The sequence below is a fragment of the Streptomyces sp. NPDC013157 genome, from assembly GCF_042899865.1.
In the GTDB taxonomy this organism is placed as follows: domain Bacteria; phylum Actinomycetota; class Actinomycetes; order Streptomycetales; family Streptomycetaceae; genus Streptomyces.
This window is the reverse complement of the sequence record NZ_JBIBAK010000010.1, coordinates 272,735-296,718: the sequence shown is the minus strand read 5'-3', so window position 1 is coordinate 296,718 and position 23,984 is coordinate 272,735. Positions and strand designations below refer to the sequence as shown.

Here is a 23,984-nt window from a genome sequence, read left to right as displayed (position 1 = left end):
CGATGCGGTGCGGGCCCTCACGCGTCCCGCCGGTGACCCGCACCGGGACCGGCCCGGCACCCCTGCGCGCCGGCTCGCCACGCACTCGGCGAGGTGCCGTACGCCGCAGCCGCTTTCCCGCGCCCTGATCCGCCGGGCCGTCGGCTCCCGTCGCTCCCGGCTCCCCACCGGACCCGGCGTCGCCTCCCTGCGTCGCGGCCGAGACGGCGGCCGCCCGGACCGGTTCCCACGGGGTCACCCCCCGGTCTCCGGGCCGGGTTCGCCGATCGCGCGCGGGATCTGCTTCCGGGAGGTGATGCCGAGCTTGCGGAACACCTTGTTCAGATGGAACTCGACGGTCGAGGCGGTGACGAACAGCCGCGCCGCTATCTCCCCGTTGGTCAGCCCCGAGGCGGCCATGGCGGCCACCTGCCGTTCCCGCGGGGTGAGATCGAACCTGGTCTCCTCGGTCCGCCTGCGGGCCTTCTCGCCGGTGGCCAGCAACTCGATCCGGGCCCGCTCGGCGTACGGCACCGCGCCGAAGGCGTCGAAGCTCTCGTACGCGGCGCGCAACTGCCTCCGGGCATCGGAACGTCGCTTGCGGCGGCGCAGCCACTCGCCGAACAGCAGCCGGGACCGGGCCAGTTCCAGGCCCAGCGGACCCTGCCCCAGCAGTTCGACCGACTCCTGGTAGAACTTCTCGGCGTCGTCGCCGTCCGCCGTCAGCGCCCGGCCGAGGGCCAGTGTCCCCAGCGCCCAGGGAGTACCGGCGAGCGGGGCGCGTTCCTCCAGCCGGGCCAGGGCCCGGTCCGCGCTGTCCCGGTCGCCGGTGCGGACGCCGGCCTCGACGATCAGCGGCAGCACGAGGTTGCCGCAGGCCGGGGGGTCCGCCTCGAAGACCTCCAGCGCGTGCGTCATCGCCTGCCCGTAGCGGCCCCGCCCCAGCTCGAACAGGGTCAGCGCGTGCTGCGCCAGCAACCGGAGCAGGCCGTGGCCCATGCTCCGCATCTCCGTGATCCGCGCTACCGCGGCCCGTAGTTCGGCCTCCCGGCCGGTCAGGGCGAACAGCCGGATCCGGTTGAGGTCTCCGCCGCCGGGGAAGCCGGTGTCGGCCACGATGTCGTCGAACTCGGCGTAGCGGACCTCCGCCTGCTTGAGGCGTCCGTCCCAGAGTTCGTAGTGCGCCTGGACGAGCAGCGACATGCTGAGCGCGTACAGCGCGCCCCCGGCGCGGTCCGTCGCCGCCAGCCGGTCGGCGACTCGGCGCCTGGCCTCGACGTCCCACAGATCGTCGCAGGCCATGGCCACCATCACCGCGAACGGACTGTTCGCGTCCCCGGTCCCGCCACCGCCCGACAGCAGGTCCATGGCGGTACGCAGCACCGGCGCGCTGTGCTCGTAGCCCATGGCCACACGGCGGGCCAGCCCCTCCATCAGCAGGTCGCGGCCGCGTACGACGAGGTCCGGGTCGCGCCGCGCGGCGACGGCGGCCGCCGCGACCTCGGTCAGCGACGTGCCCCGCACCGTGTCGTGGGCGACCAGCGCGGCGTGCAGCGCCTCCCGGAGCAGTTCCCAGGTCAGCCGCGGGTCCCGGGTACCGAGCCGGGTCACGGCGTCCATCAGCATCGCCGGGACGTCGGCGACGACCACCTGGAACATCAGCACGGTCGCCCGGATCCGCAGTTCGCGCGTGCGCATCGCCGGGCCGCGGACGCCGGCGACGGCCAGGTCCAGCGCGGTCCCCGCCGCCGGCGCGTCACCGGACATCAGATGGGCCTGGGCCGCGTCGAGCAGCCGCACGGCCCGTTTCTCCGGGGCGCCGGTGAAATGGGCGGCACGCGACAGGAACAGGGCCTGCTGGGAGTAGCCGCCGCGGGCGCGGGCCCGCTCGGAGGCGGCCGCCAGGTCGTCGGCGACGCCGTCGTCCACGCCCTCGGCGGCCTCCGCCCGGTGCCAGGCGCGGCGGTCGGCGTCCCGGACGGGGTCGCAGGCGGCGGCCAGTGCCGCGTGCACCCGGCGGCGCTCGCCGGGTTCGGCCGCGGCGTAGACCGTCGAGCGGATCAGGGGATGCCGGAAGGCGGGAGGCATGTCCCGGCCGAGGACTCCCACGGCGGCCGCGGGCTGGACGGCGCGGGCGGACAGGCCCAGGCGCCCGGCGGCCCGCCACATCATCCCCGTGTCGTCCGAGGGGGCGGCCGCGAGCAGCAGCAACAGGGTTGCGGTCTCGGCCGGCAGGGCTCGGACCAGGCGCTGGAAGTGGTCCTCGAGGAGCCGGCTCACCGGCAGCGGATCGGGCAGCGGGGCGACCCCGGACAGCTGTTCGGCAGCCAGGGCGTCGGCGAGCTCCAGCAGCGCGAGCGGATTGCCGCCGGTGCCGGTGACGATCCGGCCGGCCACGTCCGCGTCCACCCGCCGGGCGACGGAGGAGAGCAGGACCCTGGCCTCCGGCTCGGGCAGACCGGTCAGGGAGTGCACGTCCAGCGCGTCGAAGAGGCCGTTGTCCGCGAGCCCGTCACGGACGGCGATGATCAGGCCCAGGGAGTCGGCGTGCAGCCGGCGGGCGAGGAACGCGAGCGCCTCGGCCGACTCCCGGTCCAGCCACTGCGCGTCGTCGAGCAGGAACAGCAGCGGCTGGTCGGCGGCGGCCTCGGAGAGCAGCGTCAGTGTCGCCATCCCGACCAGGTAGCGGTCCGCGGGCGGCCCCGGCGCGAGGCCCATGGCCGCGTCCAGCGCGGCCCGCTGCGGCCCGGGCAGCCGATCCGTACCGTTCAGGAACGGCCGCAGCAACCGGTGCAGCGCGCCGTAGCCGAGACCGGTCTCGGTCTCGGCCGCGGTCAGCCGGACCACGCGGAGCTCCGCGGCCCGGTCCGCGGCGTACTCCAGCAGCCGGGTCTTGCCGATCCCGGGTTCGCCGGTCAGCACCAGGACTCCGCTGAGGCCGTCGCGTACCGCGTCGAGCAGTCGCCCGATGGCCTCGCGTTCGATATGACGGCCGACGATCGGCAGCCCGGATGCGTGCTGGACGCCGTTCCCCCTCATGGGACCGCTCCCCTGCTTGTCGCTGTCCTGACATGGGGACGCTAGGAGCACCGCGCCGGCGGAAGCGAGCGTCATGTGACGGTGGTGTGCCGGTCACCGCAGGGCGCTGACCACCGTCCGCAGTTCGGCGCGCGAGGCCACGCCCAGCTTGGGGAAGATCCGGTGGAGATGCGAGCTGACGGTACGGTGCGAGAGGTAGAGCCGCTGGCCTATCTCGCGGTTCGTCAGGCCCTCGGCGGCGAGCTGGACGATCTGCAGTTCGTGGGCGGTCAGCCGGTCCCGGGCGTCCGGGGCCCGGCGGCGGCTGGTCTCGCCCGCCGCGCGCAGCTCCCGGCGGGCCCGCTCCCCCCAGGGGATCGCGCCGAGCGCGTCGAACATGTCGCGGGCGGCGCGGAGGTGGTCGCGGGACTCGACACTGCGCCGCCGGCGCCGCAGCCATTCGCCGTAGGCCAGGTGGGTACGGGCCCTGATCAGCGGCCAGGCGCCGAGGTCGGCGTCGAGCGCGTCCGCGAACAGCGGGTCGGCGTCCTCGTCGGCGGCCAGCAGTGCCCGGACCAGACGCAGTTCGGCGTGCAGCACCGGCGCGGAGGTCACCGTCGCGACCTCCTCCAGCTCCGTCACGACCGGGAGCACGGCGTCCGGCCGCCCGCAGTGCGTCGCCGCGTCGACGAGGTCGCCCACGGCCGTCAGCCGCAGGGCGACCTGGAACGCGGGATCCGCCGGATCGTGCAGCCGGCGGAACTGGCCGAAGGCCTCCTCGAACCGGCCCGCGCCCAGCGCGGCCAGCCCGCGCGCCATCGACGCGGTGGCCAGCACCGGACGGGCCCCGGCCGGCAGCCCGATCTCCTCCGCCTCCTCGGCCAGCGCCAGGGCGGAATCCACCTCACCGCGCAATGCGGCCAGCTTGGCGGCGGTGGCGGTCATCAGCGCGTACATCATCGTCTGGCAGGTCTCGCGCGCCAGCCTTCGTGACTCCTCGGTCGCGGCGATCGCCGCGCCGAGGTCGCCGACCACGAGAGCGCTCCACGCGTCCGCGCCGACCGTCCGGGCCAGCAGCCCCAGGCGTCCCTGGGCACGCAGCGGGGCGCCGCCGGCCGCCGAGAACGCCCGCGCCAGGTCGAAGCCGCCGACGAGGAGCGCGGCGGTGCTGAGCATGCGGTAGGCGCGGCCGTCGTCGCCCTCCTTCAGGGCGACGTGCCGGGCGCGCTCCAGGACGAAGGTGCCGCGGTCGACCGGTGCGGCGTAGGCGCAGATGGCCAGTCGCCACGGGTCGAGTTCGTCGAGCTCCATCCGCTCCACGGCCCGCAGGACCGTGGAGCGGCCCTGCGGGCCCGGGTCGGACCAGAAGCACAGCTGTGCCGCGCTCCACAGGATCCGCAGCGCCAGCGCACGGTCCTCCGCGGCCATCTCCTCGGCGAGGGCCGTCAGGGAGTTGGCGCCCGACGCATGGCTGTGCAGTCCCTCGTCGAAGCTGCCGCGCAGCCAGACGACCGTGGCGTGCTGCCGTCGCGACAGCGGTCCGGTGAGCGCCTGGTCCAGCAGCCGGGTCACGGTCTCGGGCCGGCCGAGTTCGACGGCGAAGTCGGCTGCGCGCAGCAGCCGTTCGGCTCGGCGGTCGGCTTCCTCGCTGAGTGCGGCGGCCTGTTCGAGGGCCGTGACGGCCGCCGCGATGCCGCCACGGTGTGCGGCCCGGTGAGCGGCGTCCTCCAACGCGGCGGCGACCGTCTCGTCCGGGTCGTCGGCCGCGGCGGCGCGGTGACGCAGCTGCCGGTCGGGGTGTTCCCAGAGCACGGCGGCGAGCGCGGCGTGTGCGGCGTGGCGGACGCCGGTGGGCATGGTCTGGTGGATCGCCGACCGCATCAGCGGATGCCCGAACCTGATGTCGTTGCCGACGACTTGGACGAGCCGGGCGCGCACGGCCGGGTCGAGTTCCGCGGGTCCGGCCGTGGCGCCGGTGAACAGCCGGGTCGCACGGTAGGTCTCGGGGAGCGACGAGCTGTCGTTGAGGGCCGCGATCCGCAGCAGACTGCGGGTGATGTCGGGCAGGGTCTCCAGGCGGTCGGTGAAGGCCCGTTCGAGCCGCTCGGTGAGCGGCAGCTGGGACATGTGCGGATCGGCCGACGCGCCGAGTGTGCGGGAGAGTTCGGTCAGGGCCAGGGGGTTCCCGGCGGCCTCGGCCAGCAGCCGGCGATGCGCGGTCGGCCGCAGGTCCGGAGCGCGGTCCGCGAGGAGTTGCGCGGCCTGGCCGTCCGTGAGCGGCCCCAGGGTCACGGAGGTGAGTTCGTCGGAGTTCAGGCGCGACCGGTAGCCCTCGCGTGCGGCTCCCACGATGACCACCGGCTCCGTACCGACCCGGCGCGCCACGAAGGCCAGGACGCTGGCGGTGGCGTCGTCGAGCCACTGGGCGTCGTCGACCAGGAGCAGTACCGGCGCGAGGGCGGCCGCGTCGGCCAGGAGGTTGAGGACCGCCAGGCCGACCAGGAAGACGTCGGGCACACCGGCCTCGGCATGCCCGAGGGCGGTGTCCAGCGCCTGCCGGTGCGGGACGGCGAGCTCGGCGGCCTCCGCGGCCAGCGGGCGCAGGACGAGCTGCAGACCGGCGTAGGGGATGTCGCTCTCGGCCTCGGCACCGCTGGTGCGCAGGACCCGGTGGCCGAGCCCCTCGGCGAGGGCGGCGGTCTCGGCGAGCAACGCCGTCTTCCCGATGCCGGGGGCCCCGCGGACCAGCACCGCGCTCCCGTGGCTCCGCGGCTCGGCCAGCAGCCGGCGCAGCAGATCCAGCTGATCGTCCCGACCGACGAGCTCCACGTTCCCCCCATCAGCCGGGTCCCCCGGACTCGGTCTGTCTGGAAGCTCAGGGTACTGCCCCGCGACCGGCCCTCTCATTGTGGATTGACTATTCCACAAAGTGGGCTACTCTTGCCGCATGGCACGCACCAGGGAATTCGACGTCGACAAGGCGACAGACCGCGCCATGGACCTGTTCTGGCGCCGCGGCTACGCCGAGACGTCCCTGCAGGACCTGCTGCAGGAGCTGTCCATCGGCAGCGGCAGCTTCTACGCGGCCTTCGGCTCGAAGGAACAGCTCTACGTCCGCTGCCTGGAGCGCTACACCTCCCTCCAGGGCAGCGACCTGCAGGAGACCCTGGACGGGACGACCGGGATCCGGCCCGCGGTCCGCAAGGTGCTCACCTCCATGATCGAGGCGGACCTGGCCGAACCCACGCGCGGCTGCCTCGTGGTCAGCGCCTCCACACAGTGCGGTGAGCAGCCTTCGGCGGCGGACCGCGTCACCATCGCCGTCCGGCAGGTCGAGTCCTTCCTCGCCGGAGCCCTGGAGCAGGCGCAGGCGCGGGGCGAGCTCTCCCCCGACAAGGATCCGCGGGAACTGGCGCGGTTCCTCACCACCTTCATCCAGGGGATCCGCATAGTCGGCCAGGCGCGCACGGGGAGGGAGTTCGCGGAGGACGCCCTGTCCGTGGCGATGCGCGCACTGGACTGACCGCCACAGGCGACCCCGAATCGCCGCACCCGCACCCCCACTCGCGGGAAGTCATACCGTAATTATGTATTGATCAATCCAGAAAGGAACCGTCATGGAACTGCACCTCGAGGACAAGGTCGCCGTCGTCACCGGAGCCAGCAAGGGCATCGGCCTGGCCGTGGTCGAGAAGCTGGTCCGCGAAGGCGTCAAGGTCGTGGCCGGCAGCCGCACCTCCACCCCCGAACTGGACGCCCTGGCGGCCGGCCACGACGTCACGTTCGTGCCGGTCGACCTGTCCACCACGGCGGGCGCGGAGTCCCTGATCCAGCAGGCCGTGGAGCGCCACCAGCGCCTGGACATCCTGGTCAACAACGTCGGCGCCGCCGAACCCCGCGAGTCGTTCCTCAAGGTCGACGACGCCGACTGGCAGCGGATCTTCGACCTGACCTTCTTCAGCGCCGTCCGCACCACCCGCGCCGCCCTCCCCCACCTGATCGCGGCGGGTGACGCGGCCATCGTGAACATCAGCTCGATCAACGCCCGGCTGCCCTTCCCCATGGTGGTCGACTACTCGGCGGCCAAGGCGGCGCTGACCAACCTGAACAAGTCCCTGTCCGAGGAGTTCGCGCCGCAGGGCGTGCGCGTCAACGCCATCGCTCCGGGCCCGGTCCGCACGCCGTTCTGGACCGCGCCGGGCGGCTTCGCCGACGCCACCGCCGCGGCAGCCGGGACCACCGCACAGGAGGCGCTGGACGTCATCGTGCCGCAGAGCATGGGGATCACGTCCGGGCGGATCAGCGAGGCGCACGAGATCGCCGACCTGACCCTGTTCCTCGCCTCCCCTCTGGCCGCCAACATCACCGGCACCGAGACCCTCGTCGACGGCGGCCAGACCAAGACGCTCTGAGACCCGCACGTCACCTGCCGTTCAAGGTCCGACTTCACATCCGAGTGGAGAAAAGAAATGTCGATCGACGCCCCGATCACCCCTGAGCCGCTTCTTCGGCTCGGCCTCGGCTTCATGGCCTCCAAGACACTGCTGAGCGCGGTGGAGCTGGGAGTCTTCACCGCGCTGGCCGGCGGCGGCCGCGACCGCGAGTCCCTCGCCTCCGAGGTGGGCCTGCACCCCAGATCCGCCACGGACTTCCTCGACGCCCTGGTCTCGCTCGACGTGCTGACCCGCGACGAGGACGGCACCTACCGCAACACCCCCGCCGCGGACGTGTTCCTGGACCGGGCCAAGCCGTCGTACGTGGGCGGCATCCTCGAGATGGCCAACTCCCGTCTCTTCGGCTTCTGGAACAACCTCACCGACGCGCTGCGGACCGGCACCCTCCAGAACGAGGTAGCGCACAGCGGCGCCCCGTTCTTCGCCACGCTCAGCCAGGACCCGGTCGCCTGGCGCGCCTTCCTCAACGGCATGAACGGCGTCAGCACCCCCCTCGCCGCCGCGCTGGCCGCGGACTTCGACTGGACCGGCCGCCGCCACGTCGTCGACCTCGGCGGAGCCCTCGGCGCCGTGCCCGCCGCCGTCCTGCGCTCCCACCCCGACATCACCGGAGGCGTCTTCGAACTTCCCCCCGTCGGCCCGGTGTTCGACGAGTTCGTCGCCGCCCACGGCCTGACCGACCGCCTCACCTTCCACGGCGGGGACTTCTTCTCCGACCCGCTGCCCGCGGCCGACGTCTACGTCATGGGGCAGATCCTCCACGACTGGAACCTGGAACAGCGCCGGTTCCTGCTCCGGAAGGCCTACGACGCGCTGCCCGAGGGCGGCACTCTCATCGTCTACGACGCGATGATCGACGACGAGCGGCGCCACCACACCTACGGCCTGGTGCTGTCGCTCAACATGCTCATCGACACCGAGGGCGGATCCGAGTACACGGTCGCGGACGTCACCGAGTGGCTCCGGGCCGCCGGCTTCGCCAAGGTGGAGGCCCGTCCCCTCGTCGGCGGCTACACCGCCGCCTACGCCACCAAGTGACCCGCCTCCCGGAGAACCCTGAAAGCCCGGAGAACCCTGAAAGCCCGGAGAACTAGGAGGACGCCCGGGCCACCAGCGCCGTCGGCAGTACCGCGTGCCGGCGCTCCAGCCCCCGGGCGGCGGCCGGACGCCGGTCGGCGATCTCGGCCAGCAGCAGGTCGATCATCGCGCGGCCCATCTCCTCGATCGGCTGCCGGACGCTGGTGAGCGGCGGGTCCATGTGACGCGCGATGGCCGAGTCGTCGTACCCGACCAGCGCCACGTCCTCGGGGATGCGGCGGCCCGCCACCCGCAGCACCTGGCGGGCGCCCGCCGCCATCACGTCGGAGCCGGCGAACACGGCGTCGAGGCCGGGCTCGCGCTCCAGCAGCCGGGCCATCGCCCGCCGGCCGCCCTCCTCGGTGAAGTCGCCCGGTTCGATGAGGAGTTCGTCCGCGGCACGGCCCGCGTCGCGCAGGGCGTCGCGGTAGCCGTCGACGCGGCGCTGGGCTCCGTACACGTCGAGCCGGCCGGTGATGTGGGCGATCGTGCGGCGGCCGCGGGTCAGCAGGTGCTCCACGGCCGACCGGGCGCCGCCGTAGTTGTCGGAGTCCACCGAGGTCAGCGTCTCCTCCGCCGAGCGGGGGCCGCTGATCACGGCCGGGATCTCCAGCTGGGCGAGCAGGTCGGGCAGCGGGTCGTCGGCGTGCACGGACACCAGCAGCACCCCGTCCACCCGGTGCGCGGCCAGGTACTGCGCGAGCCGGCGCCGCTCGCGGTCGCTGCCCGCGAAGATCAGCAGCAACTGCATCTCGGTTTCCGAGAGTTCGGCGCCGACGCCGCTGAGCATGTCGGAGAAGTACGGCTCCGCGAAGAACCGGGTCTCCGGCTCGGGAACGACCAGCGCGATCGCGTCCGTGCGGTTGGCGGCCAGCGCGCGGGCGGCGGTGTTGGGGACGTAGCCGAGTTCGTTGACGGCCGCCTCCACCGCCGCGCGGGTCGCGTCGCTGACCCGGGGCGAGCCGTTGATCACGCGCGACACCGTGCCGCGGCCCACGCCGGCCCGGGCGGCGACCTCCTCCAGGGTCGGCCGCCGAGTGCCCCGGCCCCGCTCGCCCTTGACCGTCATGGTCGCCGCCTTCCGTTCGCAGCCCTCAGGCCAGGAAATGTAACAGCCGGGACCCGGCCGCTCCGGGCCCCGTCACGCCCCCGGGGCCGTACCGGGTCAGCCCTGCTCACCGGCGCTCGGCAGCGCGTTCCGGCGGATCACCTCCGCGTACCAGTGTGCGCTCGCCTTGGGGATGCGGCGCTGGGTGCCGTAGTCGACGTAGACGGCGCCGAAGCGCTTGGAGTAGCCGTAGGACCACTCGAAGTTGTCCAGCAGCGACCACAGGAAGTAGCCGCGCACGTCCGCTCCGTCGGCGACGGCCTGCCGGACGGCGTCCAGGTGGGAGTGGAGGTAGGCGATCCGCTGCGGGTCGTTCACCCGGCCCTCGGGCGAGACGTAGTCGTCGAAGGCGGCGCCGTTCTCGGTGACCATCAGCGGCAGCCCCGGGTGCGAGGCCGCCAGGCCGGTCAGCAGAGTGTGCAGTCCGCTCGCGTCGATGGCCCAGTTCATCGCGGTGAGCTGGTCGTTGGCCAGATGGAAGGTGACGTCGTCGGCGCCCGTCCACGGGGAGTGGTCGCTCGCGCCGTGGCCGTCGTTGCGGGTGCCGGCGCCGCCCTCGACGGCCGCGGAGACCACGGTCGGCGAGTAGTAGTTGACGCCGAGCAGGTCGATCGGGCGGGAGATCTCGGCCAGGTCGCCGTCGTGCACCAGCTCCGCCCAGTCCACGAGGTGCGCGGTGTCGGCGAGCAGGTCCTCGGGGTAGGCGCCGTCCAGGATCGGGCCGGTGAAGATCCGGTTGCCGACCGCGTCGATACGCCGGGCCGCCTCGGCGTCCGCGGCGCTGTCGGTCAGCGGGCGCACCTGGTGCAGGTTGAGGGTGATGGAGGTCTGCGCGGTCGACGGCAGGTTCTCCCGCAGCGCCCCGATCGCCAGCCCGTGGGCCAGGTTGAGGTGGTGCGCGGCGCGCAGGGTGGCGGCCGGGTCGGTGTGCCCCGGGGCGTGCACGCCGGAGCCGTACCCCAGGAAGGCGCTGCACCAGGGCTCGTTGAGGGTGGTCCACACCCCGACGCGGTCCCCGAGGGCCCGGGCCATGATCTCGGCGTAGTCGGCGAAGCGGTGCGCGGTGTCCCGCTGCGGCCAGCCGCCCGCGTCCTCCAGTTCCTGCGGCAGGTCCCAGTGGTAGAGGGTGGCGACCGGGGCGATGCCCGCTTCGAGGAGTTCGTCGGTGAGCCGCCGGTAGAAGTCGAGGCCGCGCTCGACCGCGGGCCCGCGTCCGGTGGGCTGCACCCGGGACCAGGAGACGGAGAACCGGTAGGCCTTGAGGCCGAGGTCCTTCATCAGCGCCACGTCGTCCTTGTACCGGTGGTAGTGGTCGGCGGCGATGTCACCGGTGTCGCCGTTGCGGACCCTCCCGGGGGTGTGGCTGAAGGTGTCCCAGATCGACGGCGTACGACCGTCCTCGGCGGCGGCGCCCTCCACCTGGTAAGCGGCGGTGGCGGCCCCCCAGACGAAGCCGGGCGGGAAGGAGGTGTCTGAGGCCGACTGGGCAGTGGTCTCGGTTCGTACGGCGGTCATCTGAGAACGCTCCCGGAGTGGCGTGGAGAAGGGGGGAAGGGGAGAAGGGGAGAAGCGGAGAAGGGGTCTTGCTGCGAGGAGGCGACCGGGTCGCACGCGGGCACGGGCCCGCACCCGGGGCGGACCCGTACGGGACGGCGGACGGTGCGGGACGCCGCCGGGCCCGGGGGCGGACCGCCGGAACGCGGTGGGGCGGACCGGCGGAAACGGGTGGGGCGGACCGCCCGGCGTCAGCCCTTGACGGCGCCCGCCATGATGCCTCCGACGATCTGCTTGCCGAAGATCACGAAGACGAGCAGCAGCGGCAGGGTGCTGATCAGCGCGCCGGCCATGACGATGCTCTGGTCGGGGGTGTAGGAGGCGCTGAGCTGGCCGAGCGCGACCTGGAGGGTGGGGTTGTCCTGGTTCAGGGCGAGGAAGGGCCAGAAGAAGTCGTTCCACGCCTGGACGAAGGTGAGCATGCCGAGCACCATCATCGCGGGCCGGGCCGCGGGCAGGACCACGTTCCACACGATGCGGATGTTGGTCGCCCCGTCCACCTTGGCCGCCTCGATGAGTTCGTAGGGCAGGGCCTCCAGCAGGTACTGGCGCATGAAGAAGACACCGAAGGCACCGACCAGGGTCGGGAAGATCACCGACTCCAGTTTTCCGCCCCAGCCGATGTCCGCCATCATCATGAACAGCGGGACCACGCTGAGCTGCGGCGGGATCGTCAGGGTGGCGATGACCGCGGTCATCAGGGCGCCCCGGCCGCGGAACCGCATCTTGGCGAAGGCGTAGCCGGCCAGGGTGCAGAAGAACAGGGTGGCCGCGGTGATGCAGCCCGCCACGATCACGCTGTTGACGATGGCCTTGCCCAGGTGGGCCTGTTCCCAGGCGTCCTGGAGGTTGCTCCACAGCCTGCCGCCCGGCAGCAGCGGAGGTGGGCTGTCGAGGACCCGCTGCTGGTCGTGCGAGGCGGCCACCAGCGTCCAGTACAGCGGGAAGACCGAGCCCAGGCCGACGACGACCAGGGCGAGGTAGGTGAGGGGGCCGCCCTTCAGTTGCTGCCCGGCGCCGAGCTTGAGTCGTACGCGGTTCCTGCCCGGGGAGGCGACCGGCGGCACCGGGTCGAGGCTCGGTGCGGTGTTGGTGGGGCTGGTCGTGGTCATCGATATCGCTCCCGTCAGGCCGCGCTCTTGCGCAGGAACCGGCCGACGATCAGGTTGATCAGGGCGATGAGCAGCAGCAGGGCGAGCATGGCCCAGGCGACCGCCGCGGCCGGACCGAGATGCCCCAGCTTCCAGCCGTAGTTGTAGAGGTAGATGCTGAGGGTTTCGTACTGGTGCTCGTTGCCGCCGGTGGAGCCGAGCGTGCCGCCCTGGAGCAGCAGCGGCTCGCCGAACAGCTGCATGGAGCCGATCGTCGAGATGACGATGGTGAACAGGATCGTCGGCCGCAGCGAGGGGATGGTCACCTTGCGGAACTGCTGCCAGCGCGTCGCCCCGTCGATGGAGGCGGCCTCGTACAGGTCGGTCGGCACGGCCTGCATGGCCGCCAGGTAGATCAGCGCGTTGTAGCCGGTCCAGCGCCAGATCACGATGACCGAGATGGCGATCTTGGACGTCCACTCGCCGTTGCCCCAGTCGGTGTTGCCGATGCCGACGAAGTGCAGCACCCAGTTGAGGATGCCGCCGTCGGCCCGGAACACCAGGGCGAAGACCAGGGCCGCGGTCGCCACCGAGGTGGCGTACGGGGTGAGCACGACCGTCCGCCAGAACGTGCTGGCGCGCAGCTTGTAGTTGAGCAGGTGGGCGAGGCCGAGGGCCACGAGCAGCTGCGGGACGGTCGAGATGACGCCGATCAGGAAGGTGTTGGTGACGGCCGTCCAGAACTCCGAGTCCTGGAGGATCTTGGTGAAGTTGTCGAAACCGACCCACTCCGACGTGCTGAGGCTCGTCATCTCCACCCGGTGCAGGGCGATCCAGCCCGTGTAGAGGAGCGGGTAGAGCCCGAAGGCACCGAAGACGAGGAAGAACGGAGCGATGTACGCGTACGGGGACGCGAGGTCGTCGAGGCGCCACAGCCGGCTGCGCCAGGTACCGCGTCCGTTCGGCACGGCACCGGAGCCGCCGGCGGGCGGGGTGGGGGCACCCCGTGTGGGTGTCGTCGTTGCCACGGGGGATTTCCTTCCTGGGGGGATTCGGCCGGGGAACAGGGGCGGGACAGGGCGGGGCCGGACGGCGACGTCGGGGTCTGACACCGCACCGGACCCGGCCGGGGGACGCGGCGCGCCGGTGTCCGGCGCGCCCTACCCACGCGCCGGGCACCGGAACCTCGTACGGCACGGCGCGCGGTGCGGGCGGCCGGCGGGGCCGCCCGCACCGCGGGTCGTCAGCCGATCACCTTGTCGATCGCCTCGGTCGCGGCCTTCCACGCGTCGGCGGGCTTGGTGCCCCGCTGCTCCATGTTGTTGATCTGCGTGGAGATGGTGTCCTTGATCGTCGCGTCCTTCGGGCCGAGCACCGCCTCGGGGATGGTCTTGGCCTCGTCGGCGTAGATCTGGCCGATCGGCGCGTTGTTGAAGTACGGGAGCGTCGCGTTCTTCACGCCGGGCAGGTCATAGGCGCCCTTGTTCGACGGGAAGACACCGATCGCCTTGAAGACCTCGGCCTGCTGCTCCGGGGCGGTCAGCCACTTGACGAGCTCGGCGGCCTCCTTGGCGTGCTTGCCGCTCTTGGGCACGGCGAGGAAGGAGCCGCCCCAGTTGGCCGCGGTCGAACCGGGGGCCTTGGCTATGTCCCACTTGCCCTTGAAGGCGTCACCGGAGTTGGTGGAGATCTGCCCGGCCATCCACGCGGGGCAGGCCACGGTCGCCACGCTGCCCTTGCGCAGCGCCGCCGTCCAGGCGTCGGTGAACTGCGCCAGACCGTGGGTCAGCTTCTTCGAGGCGGCCTCGGCGGCCAGGTTCCAGCCCTGCTGCACGGAGGGGCTGTCCTTGTAGATCGGCTTGCCGGAGGCGTCGTAGTACTGCTGCGCCGAGGAGCTGACGACCGCGTTGTACATGGCGCTCGCGGAGTCCATGAAGTAGGTGCCGGACGGGGCCTTCTTCTTGTACTGCTCGCCGAGCTTGAGGTAGTCCTCCCAGCCGCCCGCGACGGCCTTGGCGACCGCGTCGCGGTCGGAGGGCAGACCCGCCTTGTCGAAGAGGTCCTTGCGGTAGCACAGGGACATCGGGCCGATGTCGGTGCCGGCGCCGATGACCGTGCCGTCCGAGGCGGTGGCCTGCTTCTCCTTCCAGGAGACCCAGTCGCTGACGTTGATCGTCTTGCTCAGGTCGGTGAACTTGGCCGCCTGGGTGTCGACGACCTCCTTGATGCGGCCCACCTCGATGCCGGTGACGTCCGCCAGGCCACTGCCCGTGTTCAGCTGCTGAAGGAGCTTGGGGTAGTAGTCCTGCTCGTTGGCGGTGGTCTCTTCCTTCACCGTGATCTTCGGGTGCAGCTTGTGGTACTTCGCGAACAGGTCGGCCTCCTTGTAGCCGAACTGCCCGAAGTCCGCCACCGTGAGAGTGATGTTCCCGTTGGAGTCCGAGGCGTCCGAGTCGCTGTCGCTGCTGCAACCGGTCAGCAGCAGCGCCGAGGCGGTCAGGACCGTTGTGGTCAGGGCCGCCGCTCTGCGGCCGCGACGACCGGTACGGGTGATGCGCATTCCACTACTCCTTGTTCCAGTGGGGAACGGGATCTCAGGAAACAGACCGCCGGGGACCGGCGATCCGGACCTGCCCTCTCGGTGCGAGCAGCGGCCGGCCCACAGCACTCGACGTGCGGTGAAAAGGTGCTGGTCAACGAGGTGCGGTGACGACAGAGGGATAGGCCATGGGGTGGTTCGCTCCACACGGGAGAGATTCCCCGGCTCCCCGTGGGACCGCTCCCACGCGGCATGCCGGAAGACTGGTTCCTGTCGGGCCGACTGTCAAGACTTGAAAACGGCGTTGTTGCCTAAGCGTGTTCCGGACGTCACGGGAACGTGTCGCGCCGGGGGGTTTCACCGGTCCGACATCAGCCCGCCTCATCCAGGAATCACGCAGGTCACAGACGCGACGGCGATCGGCGCCCCAGGAGTTTCGCCGCGCACCACCGCGCGCTCGGGGTTTCCGGGGCCGGGATGCGGCACGAGCGGAGGGGCCGCCGAGAGGTGAACGATGGGCTTTCCGATGGGGCTTACGGGAACCGGACGCGCCGCACCCCTGCCGCAGCCGCTGGAGCCCGACCGACCCCCTTTGCCATGGGAGCGCTCCCATGCATAATGGCGCCAAGCCGACCATGGGAGCGCTTCCATGCCCGATTCGCCGACCGAGAGTTTTCCTCCCGCCTTCCTCTGGGGCGCCGCGACCTCCGCCTACCAGATCGAGGGGGCGGTACGGGAGGACGGCCGCACCCCCTCGATCTGGGACACCTTCAGCCATACGCCGGGCAGGACGGCCGGCGGCGAGACCGGTGACATCGCTGTCGACCACTACCACCGCTACCGCGACGACGTGGCGCTGATGGCGGACCTCGGCCTGAACGCCTACCGGTTCTCGGTCTCCTGGCCGCGTGTCCAGCCGACCGGCCGCGGCCCGGCGGTCCAGGTCGGCCTGGACTTCTACCGCCGGCTGGTCGACGAGCTGCTGGCGAAGGGCATCAGGCCCGCGGTCACCCTCTACCACTGGGACCTGCCGCAGGAGCTGGAGGACGCGGGCGGCTGGCCGGAGCGGGAGACGGCGTACCGGTTCGCCGAGTACGCACGGATCGTCGGCGAGGCGCTCGGCGACCGGGTGGAGCAGTGGACCACCCTCAACGAGCCCTGGTGCAGCGCCTTCCTCGGCTACGGCTCCGGCGTGCACGCCCCCGGCCGTACCGAGCCGGCGGCCACCCTGCACGCCGCGCACCACCTCAACCTCGCGCACGGCCTGGGCACCTCGGCGCTGCGCTCGGTGATGCCGGCCCGCAACCAGGTCGCGATCAGCCTCAACTCCTCGGTGGTACGGCCGCTGTCACAGGACCCGGCCGATCTGGCGGCGGTCCGGAAGATCGACGACCTGGCCAACGGCGTCTTCCACGGCCCGATCCTGCACGGCGCCTATCCGAGCTCGCTGTTCGAGGCGACGGCGTCGGTGACGGACTGGTCGTACGTCCGCGACGGCGACCTGGCCGCGATCAACCAGCCGCTGGACGCCCTCGGGCTGAACTACTACACGCCCGCGCTGGTGTCGGCGGTGTCCGGCGGGGCGAGCGGTCCGCGGGCGGACGGCCACGGCGCGAGCAACCACTCCCCCTGGCCCGGCGCCGACGACGTCGCCTTCCACCAGACGCCGGGCGAGCGCACCGAGATGGGCTGGACGATCGACCCGACGGGCCTGCACGAGCTGATCATGCGCTACACCCGCGAGGCGCCGGGCCTGCCCCTGTACATCACCGAGAACGGCGCGGCCTACGACGACAAGCCCGACCCGGACGGCACGGTCCACGACCCGGAACGCATCGCGTACCTGCACGGCCACCTCTCGGCGGTGCGCCGCGCGATCACCGACGGCGCGGACGTGCGCGGCTACTACCTGTGGTCCCTGATGGACAACTTCGAGTGGGCGTACGGATACGGGAAGCGGTTCGGCGCGGTGTACGTCGACTACGCGACGCTCACCCGGACGCCGAAGTCGAGCGCCCGCTGGTACGGGGAGGCGGCCCGCACGGGGACGTTGCCGGCGACGGGGGCGGCGGTCGCCTGAGGCCGCGGCACCCGTCGTTCGGCCGGCGCCGACGTGACTGGGCGCGCCCACGCGGCGCCGGCCGCACATGCGGTACAGCCCCGCGCCCCTTTGGGGCGCGGGAACCGGGCTTTCAGGGGGCCGTCACTCGTCGGCGAACAGCTCTTGGGCGCTTGTGGCGGTGACGGCCCGGTCGAACCAGGTGCCCAAGGTCGCGAGGTCCCCGCAGTCCGTGATCCGGTCGCGTTCCGCCTCGGCCACCTCGACGCCCCGGAGATCCAGAATGCGGAGGATGTCCTCGGCGCGGCCCTCGGCGCGGCCCTCGGCGCGGCCCCTGGTCTCGCCTTCGATGAGGGTCTCCTCGATGAGCGTGCCGCTGCCGGGGAATCGGGGGGTGTAGGTGGCCATCAGATGCCTCCACAGTGCACGGGCCCGGGTGTCTCCCAGACCGATTTCGGTGAACTCCGCCCAGCGTTTTCCTGCCTCGCCGTCGGCGTTGACCACTGCCGCCGCCAGTGCGTCCAGTATCGCAGGAAGTACCGGATCCTTGGCGTGGGCGAGCGCGGTGAAGACGGCGAGCGGCAGGTCCTCGGCGGCCTGGTCCGGGTCGGTGACGGCGGGAACGTTGCCCGGGCCGAGGACGAGCGGGAAGACCATCATGCTGGTGTGCACGGACAGCCCGACCCGGATCGGTTCCGCCGCCCATGCCTCGGTGGCCTTCTCCTTGCAGACGACCAGCAGGATCGGAGGCAGCGCGTACTTGGCGTAGAGATGCGCGAGGTAGTACGTCCAGCTGTTCCACTTGTCCGGGTCCGGCTTGCCCTGTGCTTCGACGACGAGGAGAAAACTGCCCTCTTCCGCGGTGTCGACGCGCAGCAAGGTGTCCACGCGACGGGCCAGTGGTCTGATCTCGGTGAGATCGGTGTCCAGATGCTCGATCGCGACGGGCTCGGGGAAGGGGATGCCCGCTCGTGGCAGGGCCCGGGCGAAGAGACCCGGGTCCTCGCGGAAGATCTGATGCATCGCCTCATGCGGTGAACTGACCATGTGCGAAAAGTAGCGAGGCGGCGGCGCACGAAAGGGCCGGAGGCAGTGAGTTCAGCCGTGTGGGTGAACATGCCTCCGGCCTATGCCTTGTGGAGGGCGGAGGGGCGGGTCAGCCGATCGCCGCGAAGGCCTTCGAGAAGGCGAACTTGTCCTGGGTGACCGAGCTGCAGGTGGCGTCGGCGGTGGACTTGGCGCCGCCGGCGCACTGCTGGTCGCGGGTGGCCGACCACATGGAGAGCCAGCCGATCCCCTTGGACCTGGCGAAGTCGACGAGCTGGCCGGCGTCGTCCACCTTGAAGATCTCGGCGGAGACGTCGTTGACGCCGATCATCGGGGTGACGGCGACCGCCTTCCAGGCGGCGGAGTCGGAGAGGCCGAGGACGCTCTTGATCTGCGCCTGGGTGGCGGTGGCGGCCTGGATGGCGTAGGTGCCCATGTCGCCGTTGTACGAGGCGCCGTAGTCCATCGCCATGATGTTGACGGCGCTGATCTTCACACCGTTGGCCTTGGCGTTGGACAGCAGGTTCACGCCGTCCTGGGTGAGGCCCTCCGGCATCACCGGGAGGGTGAAGGAGACGTCCAGGTTCGGGTGGGCGGCCTGGAGCTTGGCGATGGCCTTCGCGCGGTTGGTGTTCGCCGTGGTGTTGGGCAGTGCGCCGCCCTCCACGTCGAAGTCGACCTTGGTCAGGTTGTACGCGTCCACGACCTTGCCGTACGCCGCCGCCAGCGCGTCCACCGAGGAGCAGGTGGTGGCGAGTTCGGATCCGGACGCGCCGCCGAAGGAGACCCGGACGTCACCGCCCTTGGCGCGCAGCGCGCCGATCTGGGACGCCACGCCGTCGCTCGCCAGGTCCGTCACGCCGCCCCACTTGGGCGTGCAGCCGCCGCCGTCGGTGACGAAGGCGAGGTTGTAGTTCTTCACGCCGGTCGCGTTCGCCGCCGCGAGGAGGTCGAACGCCGGGTAGAGGGAGGTGTCGACGTACGGGGCGAACCCGGCGGAGGCGGTGGTGCCGGATCCGGTGGTCTGGGTCGGGGAGGCGGTGGGGGTGGCCGTCGCGGTGGGGGTGGAGGTGGCGGTGGCGGTCGCCGTGGCCGTCGGCTTCGCGGTCGGGGTGGCCGTCGCGGTCGAGGTGGCGGACTGTGTCGGGCGGCCGCTCGGCTCCGGGGTCGCCGTGCCGTCCGCCGAACAGCTCGTGTTGTCGATACGGCAGCCGGTCGGGTCCCCACTGCCGTTGACCACGAAGCCGACGGTGTCCGACTCGCCGGCCGCGAGGCCGTCCGTGTCCCACTTCGGCGGCTTCACGGTGACGTGCTGCCCGCTGACGGTGTACTCGGCGTTCCACAGCGAGCTGAGCTTCGCGCCGGCCGGCAGGTCGAACTCCAGCGTCCAGGTCTGCTCCCTGGCACCGCTGTTGTTCGTGACGACGTACTGCGCGGTGTACCCGGTCGACCAGTCGCTGGTCTTCGTGTACGCGGCGCCGACCCCGGCCGCCTGCGCGATGCCGGTGAACAGGATCGCCCCGCCACCGACCACGGCCGCGGCGACCAGACCGCCTATCACCTTGTTCCTGCTGCTGATTCTGCGCCGGTGCGTGCTCATGCCGTGCCTGCCTTCGCCTGCCAAAGGGGGTGGGGTGCGGCAGCACGCTAGCGGCCAGGAATCGGACAAACGGCCTGATAGGGACGGCTGTTGAGGATCTTAGGGTGCGCTTAAGGAAGGCATCGGGACCGATTAAAGGTCGAGACCAATTCGCCCGGTGGTTCCCCCGGTTCCGCCGGTTCCGCTCCGGCCCGGGTCTCCCGGCTGCCTGCGCGGACGGCGCCGGCGCACCGCCCCCCGGTGCCCCTTGCGCTCCGGCTTCCGGCCGTCCAGCTGGATCCAGATCCGCACCTCGGTCCCGCCCAGCACCGACGACCCGATCCGCACGTCACCGCCCGTCGACTCGGCGAGCCGGCGCACGATGTCCAGGCCGAGCCCGGTCGACCCGGCCGCCCCGGAGCCCCGCCCGCGGGCCATCGCCGCCGCCGGGTCCCGGATGCCGTGTCCCGCGTCCGAGACCAGCACGATCACCGCGTCCTCCGCGTTGTGCACGTCGACCGCGAAGGCGGTGCCCTCGGCGGTGTGCCGGAAGACGTTGCCGAGCAGCGCGTCGAGCGCGGCGGCCAGGTCGGCGCGGGCCACGGGTATGCGCACCGGCCGGTCCACGCCGGCCACCCGCCACTTGCGGCCCTCGTCCTCGGCGAGCGCGGACCAGAACCCCATCCGCTCCCGCACCACCTCGGCCGCGTCACACCCGGCGCCCGGCCCGACGGCCGCCGTCTGCGGCTTCGCCTCCCGGGCGGTCCGGATGATGGTGTCGACCTCGCGCTCCAACTGCGCGACCGCGGCCCGGGTCTGCTCGGCGGCGGTCCCGTCCCCGAGCGAGGCCGCGTTCAGCCGCAGCACGGTCAGCGGAGTGCGCAGCCGGTGCGACAGATCGGCGGCCAGCTCCCGCTCGTTCGCCAGCAGTTGTACGACCTGGTCGGCCATCGAGTTGAACGCGACCGCCGCCAGCCGCAGTTCGTTCGGTCCCTCCTCGGGCACCCGCGCCCCCAGCTTGCCCTCCCCCAGTTCGTGCGCGCCCTCCACCAGCCGCTGGGCGGGCTGCACCATCCGTACGCCGAGCCGGTCGGCGACCGCGACCGAGCCGACGATCAGTGCCAGGCCGACGGCGGCGAGCACCGCCCAGGCCGTGCCGACGCCGTTGGTCACCTCGGACTCGGGCACGTACACCTCGACGACCGCGATGGCACCGGAGCTCAGCGCGACGGGCTGCAGCAGGGTCGACCCGCCGGCCACCCCGGTCGTGGAGGCCCGCCCCAGCTTCCGAACGGCCGCGATGTCCCGGTCGGCGGCGCGCTGCCGCCCGATGTCGACGGCGGCCTGGCCACCGGCCGCCGGTATGTGCACGGCCATGCCCCGGTCGGCGCCGGCCGAGGCCACCACCCGCTCCAGCTTGTCCCGGTCGGTGGTGATGGAGAGGGCGGGGGCGACGGCGGCGGCCTCCCGCTCGGCGTTGGAGAACGCCCGGTCGCGGGCCAGCTCCTTGACGACCAGGCCGAGCGGAACGGCGAAGGCGACCACGACCATCGCGGTGACCGCCAGGCAGACCTTGACCAGAGCCCATCTCATCCGACCGGCCTCGCTTCCCCGCCCGGCGGCTCCAGCTTCACGCCGACACCCCGCAGTGTGTGCAGATACCGCGGCCGGGCCGCCGTCTCCCCCAACTTCCGCCGCAGCCACGACAGATGCACGTCGATGGTCTGGTCGTCCCCGTACGACTGCTGCCACACCTCCGCCAGCAGCTCCTTGCGCGGCACCACGACCCCCGGCCGCCCGGCGAGGAACGCCAGCAGGTCGAACTCCCGCCGGGTGAGATCGAGCCGCACCCCGTCCAACTCGGCCTGCCTGCGCAGGGGATCGACGGCCAGCCCGCCGACCCGCAGCACGCTCGACGGCGCCGGCTCGCCCCCGCCCGACCGCGCCCGGCGCAGCACGGCGGCCATCCGCGCCGAGAGGTGCTCTACGGAGAACGGCTTCGTCAGATAGTCGTCCGCCCCCGCGTTGAGCAGCCTGACGATCTCCGTCTCGTCGTCGCGGGCGGTGGCGATGATGACGGGCACGTCGGTGATGCCGCGCAGCATCTTCAGCGCCTCGGAGCCGTCCAGGTCCGGCAGTCCGAGGTCCAGCACGACGACGTCGAAACGGAAATGGGCGACCTCGCGCAGCGCCTCCAGTGCCGTGCCGACGCTGCGCACGGTGTGCGAGGCGTCGGTGAGATGCCGGATGAGCGCCGAGCGTACGAACTGGTCGTCCTCGACCACGAGCACACTTGCCATGCGCCGCACCGTACGCCATGCGGCAGGCGCCGGTCGGGGGCTGTGGACAACTCGGGTCGAGTGCGCACCGCGGTGCCCCTGAGGCAGTATGGCCCGCGATGCGCAGAGGACTCGTACACGTAATGGCCTGGCTGCTCGCCACGGGCGCGGCGGTCACGCTGTCGTGGTGGGGCGTCCACACGGTGATGGCGGCCACGGCCTACGCGCCGCCCCGCGCCCTGACCGTCACGGCGGCGGACGACGACCCGGCGACCCAGGGCTCCAAGCCCCTCGCCTCGTCCACGGCCCGCGCCCCGAGCCCCTCGCGCACCGCTTCCCCGCACCCGTCGGCGTCTCCCACACCGACGCCGTCCAGGACCTCCACGACCGCCCCGAGCCCGTCCGCCACCGGTTCCGCTTCCGCCTCGGGCCAGGTCAAGGCCTACGACACCGACGGCGGCCGGGCGGTCTTCGACCTGGGCAGCGCCGGCGCGACCCTCGTGTCGGCGACACCGGGGACGGGCTGGTCGATGCAGGTCTGGAAGACGGAGACGTGGATCCGCGTCGAGTTCAGCAGGAGCACGGACCGCGTCTCGGTGTTCTGCACCTGGCACGACAGCGCGCCGCAGGTGCAGGTGGAGACGTATTGACAGCTGCGCCGGGGGTGGGGACGCTCACCGGCGCTGCAGGGTGCCGCGGCGCCCACCCGTGCCGCCCTGCGGCACGCCTGCCCGCAGCTAAGTCCTTCAGGGGCGCTGGGGGTACCCCCGGCCGAAGGCTGGGGGAGGCACTGCGCGATCAGCCCCCACCGGCCCGCAGGCTCAACGAAACACCGAAGGCGGCGGGGAAGGCGACGCCACGGCCACTGAATCGGTCACGGCCACTGCGCCGCCCGTGAAGTCCCGCAAAGACCGCCCGTGTTCGACCCGCCCAGGGTGCGGATCGGACGCGCAACGCCGGGTCAGTTCCGCGACAGGGAGCTGGACGTCGGCCGCCACCAGCACCGCGTTGCCGAACCGTTTCCCCCGCCAGACCGTGGGGTCGGCCACCACCGCGACCTCCGCGAACCGCGCCCCCGCGGTGGCGATCTGCCCCCTCAGGTGGGCCAGCGGCGGCCCGTCCGCGAGGTTGGCGGCGTACACGCCCCCCGGCCGCAGCACCCTCCGCACGGCGTCCAGGAACTCCGTGGACGTCAGGTGCGCCGGAGTGCGCGCCCCGCTGAACACGTCCGCTATGACCAGGTCCGCCCACGCCTCCGGAACCTTGCCCAGTCCCTCCCGGGCGTCCACGGACCGCACCCGTATGCGCGCGTTCGCGTCCAGCGGCAGCTCGCGCCGCACCAGTTGGACCAGGGCCGCGTCCCGCTCCACGACCTGCTGCGTGGACCGGGGCCGGGTCGCGGCGACGTACCGGGCCAGCGTGAGCGCGCCGCCGCCGAGGTGCACGACCTGCACGGGCCTGCCCGGCGGTGCGACCAGGTCGATGACGTGGCCGAGCCGGCGCTGGTACTCGAAGGAGAGGTACGCCGGGTCGTCGAGGTCGACGTGCGACTGCGGGGCGCCGTCGATGAGCAGCGTCCAGGCCCGGCCGCGGTCGGGGTCGGGGATGAGCTGGGCGAGGCCGCCGTCGACGGCCTCGACCACGGCCTCGGCAGCGGCGGCCGACCGGCGACGTGAGTTCCTGGACTTGCCCATTCCGCTATTTTCCCAGGCCGCGGCCGTCCGGGAAATTCAGCGGCAGCTGTCCGCGGCCTCGATCATCCGGGCCGCCTCGCCGAGCGCCCGCCGCAGCACCGCCGGATCGGTCGCCAGCTCGGCCTGGCCGGGCGGCAGCAGCCAGTCGGAGCCCTCGACCGGTGGCTCCGGGTTCAGCCGCAGCCCGCGCCCCTCGGTCCCGGTACAGGTGCTGCCGGGCAGGTCCCAGCCCGCCGCCGTACCGGCCGGCACCACGAAGCCGAGGGTGTCGCCCCCGTCGTCGTGGAGCACGGGTCCCACCGCCTCCCCGGCACCCCGGCGCAGGATGTCGACCGCCTCCAGGCCCTGCCGGGCCGGCACCGTCACGAGATCACATCCCGCGTCGTCACAAGGATCGTTGCTCTGGCTGGTCTCCATCCCGGCCTCCACCGCGCAGCCCTCTTGCAGTCCATGAGGTCCAACGCGCCACCGCGTCAACGGCTACGGCAGAAGTCAGCCGCAAAGGA

Annotated in this window: 18 protein-coding genes; 5 read left to right on the top strand and 13 right to left on the bottom strand. The window is 72.3% G+C overall.

The genetic code is table 11. The features are described from left to right. Positions 1-234: 234 nt before the first annotated feature. Together ACFY6U_RS28855 and ACFY6U_RS28850 are read right to left on the bottom strand one after the other, a co-directional pair. Positions 235-3,018 carry an AAA family ATPase gene (locus ACFY6U_RS28855; protein WP_390042831.1) on the bottom strand — a complete coding sequence of 928 codons (2,784 nt, stop codon included), beginning with the start codon at positions 3,016-3,018 and terminating at the stop codon, positions 235-237. 93 nt (positions 3,019-3,111) lie between these two features. Then, positions 3,112-5,826 carry an AAA family ATPase gene (locus tag ACFY6U_RS28850; protein ID WP_390042829.1) on the bottom strand — a complete coding sequence of 905 codons (2,715 nt, stop codon included), beginning with the start codon at positions 5,824-5,826 and terminating at the stop codon, positions 3,112-3,114. Positions 5,827-5,944: 118 nt separating this feature from the next. Between ACFY6U_RS28850 and ACFY6U_RS28845 the strand changes: the two genes are divergently transcribed. The 3 genes from ACFY6U_RS28845 (at position 5,945) to ACFY6U_RS28835 (ending at position 8,489) form a co-directional block, all read left to right on the top strand. Next, positions 5,945-6,520: a TetR/AcrR family transcriptional regulator gene (locus tag ACFY6U_RS28845; RefSeq protein ID WP_390042828.1), complete on the top strand. Its 576-nt coding sequence runs from the start codon at positions 5,945-5,947 to the stop codon at positions 6,518-6,520. Positions 6,521-6,614: 94 nt separating this feature from the next. After that, a complete protein-coding gene (locus tag ACFY6U_RS28840) occupies positions 6,615-7,409 on the top strand; it encodes an SDR family NAD(P)-dependent oxidoreductase (protein ID WP_390042826.1) in 795 nt (264 codons plus the stop codon). Between the two features lie 57 nt (positions 7,410-7,466). Then, the gene (locus ACFY6U_RS28835; RefSeq protein WP_390042824.1) at positions 7,467-8,489 is read left to right on the top strand and encodes a methyltransferase; all 1,023 of its coding nucleotides are present in this window, start codon (positions 7,467-7,469) and stop codon (positions 8,487-8,489) included. Positions 8,490-8,541: 52 nt separating this feature from the next. On the opposite strand, the gene ACFY6U_RS28830 is transcribed toward ACFY6U_RS28835, so the two are convergent. From ACFY6U_RS28830 to ACFY6U_RS28810, 5 genes are all read right to left on the bottom strand, one after another. Further along, positions 8,542-9,597, bottom strand: a complete 1,056-nt coding sequence (locus ACFY6U_RS28830) for a LacI family DNA-binding transcriptional regulator (RefSeq protein ID WP_390042822.1) — start codon at positions 9,595-9,597, stop codon at positions 8,542-8,544. Between the two features lie 96 nt (positions 9,598-9,693). Further along, positions 9,694-11,151: a GH1 family beta-glucosidase gene (locus ACFY6U_RS28825; protein WP_390042820.1), complete on the bottom strand. Its 1,458-nt coding sequence runs from the start codon at positions 11,149-11,151 to the stop codon at positions 9,694-9,696. A gap of 230 nt (positions 11,152-11,381) precedes the next feature. Further along, positions 11,382-12,302, bottom strand: a complete 921-nt coding sequence (locus tag ACFY6U_RS28820; RefSeq protein ID WP_390042818.1) for a carbohydrate ABC transporter permease — start codon at positions 12,300-12,302, stop codon at positions 11,382-11,384. A 14-nt stretch (positions 12,303-12,316) separates the two neighbouring features. Next, a complete protein-coding gene (locus tag ACFY6U_RS28815) occupies positions 12,317-13,309 on the bottom strand; it encodes a carbohydrate ABC transporter permease (RefSeq protein ID WP_123976749.1) in 993 nt (330 codons plus the stop codon). 215 nt (positions 13,310-13,524) lie between these two features. Then, positions 13,525-14,841: an ABC transporter substrate-binding protein gene (locus ACFY6U_RS28810; protein ID WP_390042816.1), complete on the bottom strand. Its 1,317-nt coding sequence runs from the start codon at positions 14,839-14,841 to the stop codon at positions 13,525-13,527. A gap of 628 nt (positions 14,842-15,469) precedes the next feature. On the opposite strand from ACFY6U_RS28810, the gene ACFY6U_RS28805 reads away from it, so the two are divergent. After that, positions 15,470-16,900 (top strand): GH1 family beta-glucosidase, encoded by a 1,431-nt coding sequence (locus tag ACFY6U_RS28805; protein WP_390042814.1) that lies wholly within the window; start codon positions 15,470-15,472, stop codon positions 16,898-16,900. 123 nt (positions 16,901-17,023) lie between these two features. Here ACFY6U_RS28805 and ACFY6U_RS28800 read toward each other — a convergent pair whose 3' ends face one another. The 4 genes from ACFY6U_RS28800 to ACFY6U_RS28785 all read right to left on the bottom strand — a co-directional run bounded on the left by ACFY6U_RS28800 (position 17,024) and on the right by ACFY6U_RS28785 (position 21,805). Continuing rightward, positions 17,024-17,926, bottom strand: a complete 903-nt coding sequence (locus tag ACFY6U_RS28800; protein WP_390042812.1) for a hypothetical protein — start codon at positions 17,924-17,926, stop codon at positions 17,024-17,026. Between the two features lie 109 nt (positions 17,927-18,035). Continuing rightward, complete coding sequence (locus ACFY6U_RS28795) at positions 18,036-19,526, bottom strand: cellulose binding domain-containing protein (protein ID WP_390042810.1); 1,491 nt, start codon at positions 19,524-19,526, stop codon at positions 18,036-18,038. Between the two features lie 132 nt (positions 19,527-19,658). After that, a complete protein-coding gene (locus ACFY6U_RS28790) occupies positions 19,659-21,098 on the bottom strand; it encodes a sensor histidine kinase (protein ID WP_390042808.1) in 1,440 nt (479 codons plus the stop codon). Then, positions 21,095-21,805: a response regulator transcription factor gene (locus ACFY6U_RS28785; protein ID WP_093502626.1), complete on the bottom strand. Its 711-nt coding sequence runs from the start codon at positions 21,803-21,805 to the stop codon at positions 21,095-21,097. The genes ACFY6U_RS28790 and ACFY6U_RS28785 overlap by 4 nt, the downstream gene beginning before the upstream one ends. 98 nt (positions 21,806-21,903) lie before the next feature. Here ACFY6U_RS28785 and ACFY6U_RS28780 point away from each other — a divergent pair, with 98 nt between their 5' ends. Continuing rightward, entirely contained in the window at positions 21,904-22,434 is a 531-nt protein-coding gene (locus ACFY6U_RS28780; RefSeq protein WP_390042806.1) for a hypothetical protein, read from the top strand. Positions 22,435-22,605: 171 nt separating this feature from the next. Here the strand turns inward: ACFY6U_RS28780 and ACFY6U_RS28775 are convergent, their stop codons facing one another. Together ACFY6U_RS28775 and ACFY6U_RS28770 are read right to left on the bottom strand one after the other, a co-directional pair. Continuing rightward, entirely contained in the window at positions 22,606-23,478 is an 873-nt protein-coding gene (locus ACFY6U_RS28775; protein ID WP_390042805.1) for a spermidine synthase, read from the bottom strand. A gap of 36 nt (positions 23,479-23,514) precedes the next feature. Beyond that, positions 23,515-23,895, bottom strand: coding sequence for a hypothetical protein (locus ACFY6U_RS28770; protein ID WP_390042803.1), 381 nt, complete (start codon positions 23,893-23,895; stop codon positions 23,515-23,517). Between the last annotated feature and the right edge of the window lie 89 nt (positions 23,896-23,984).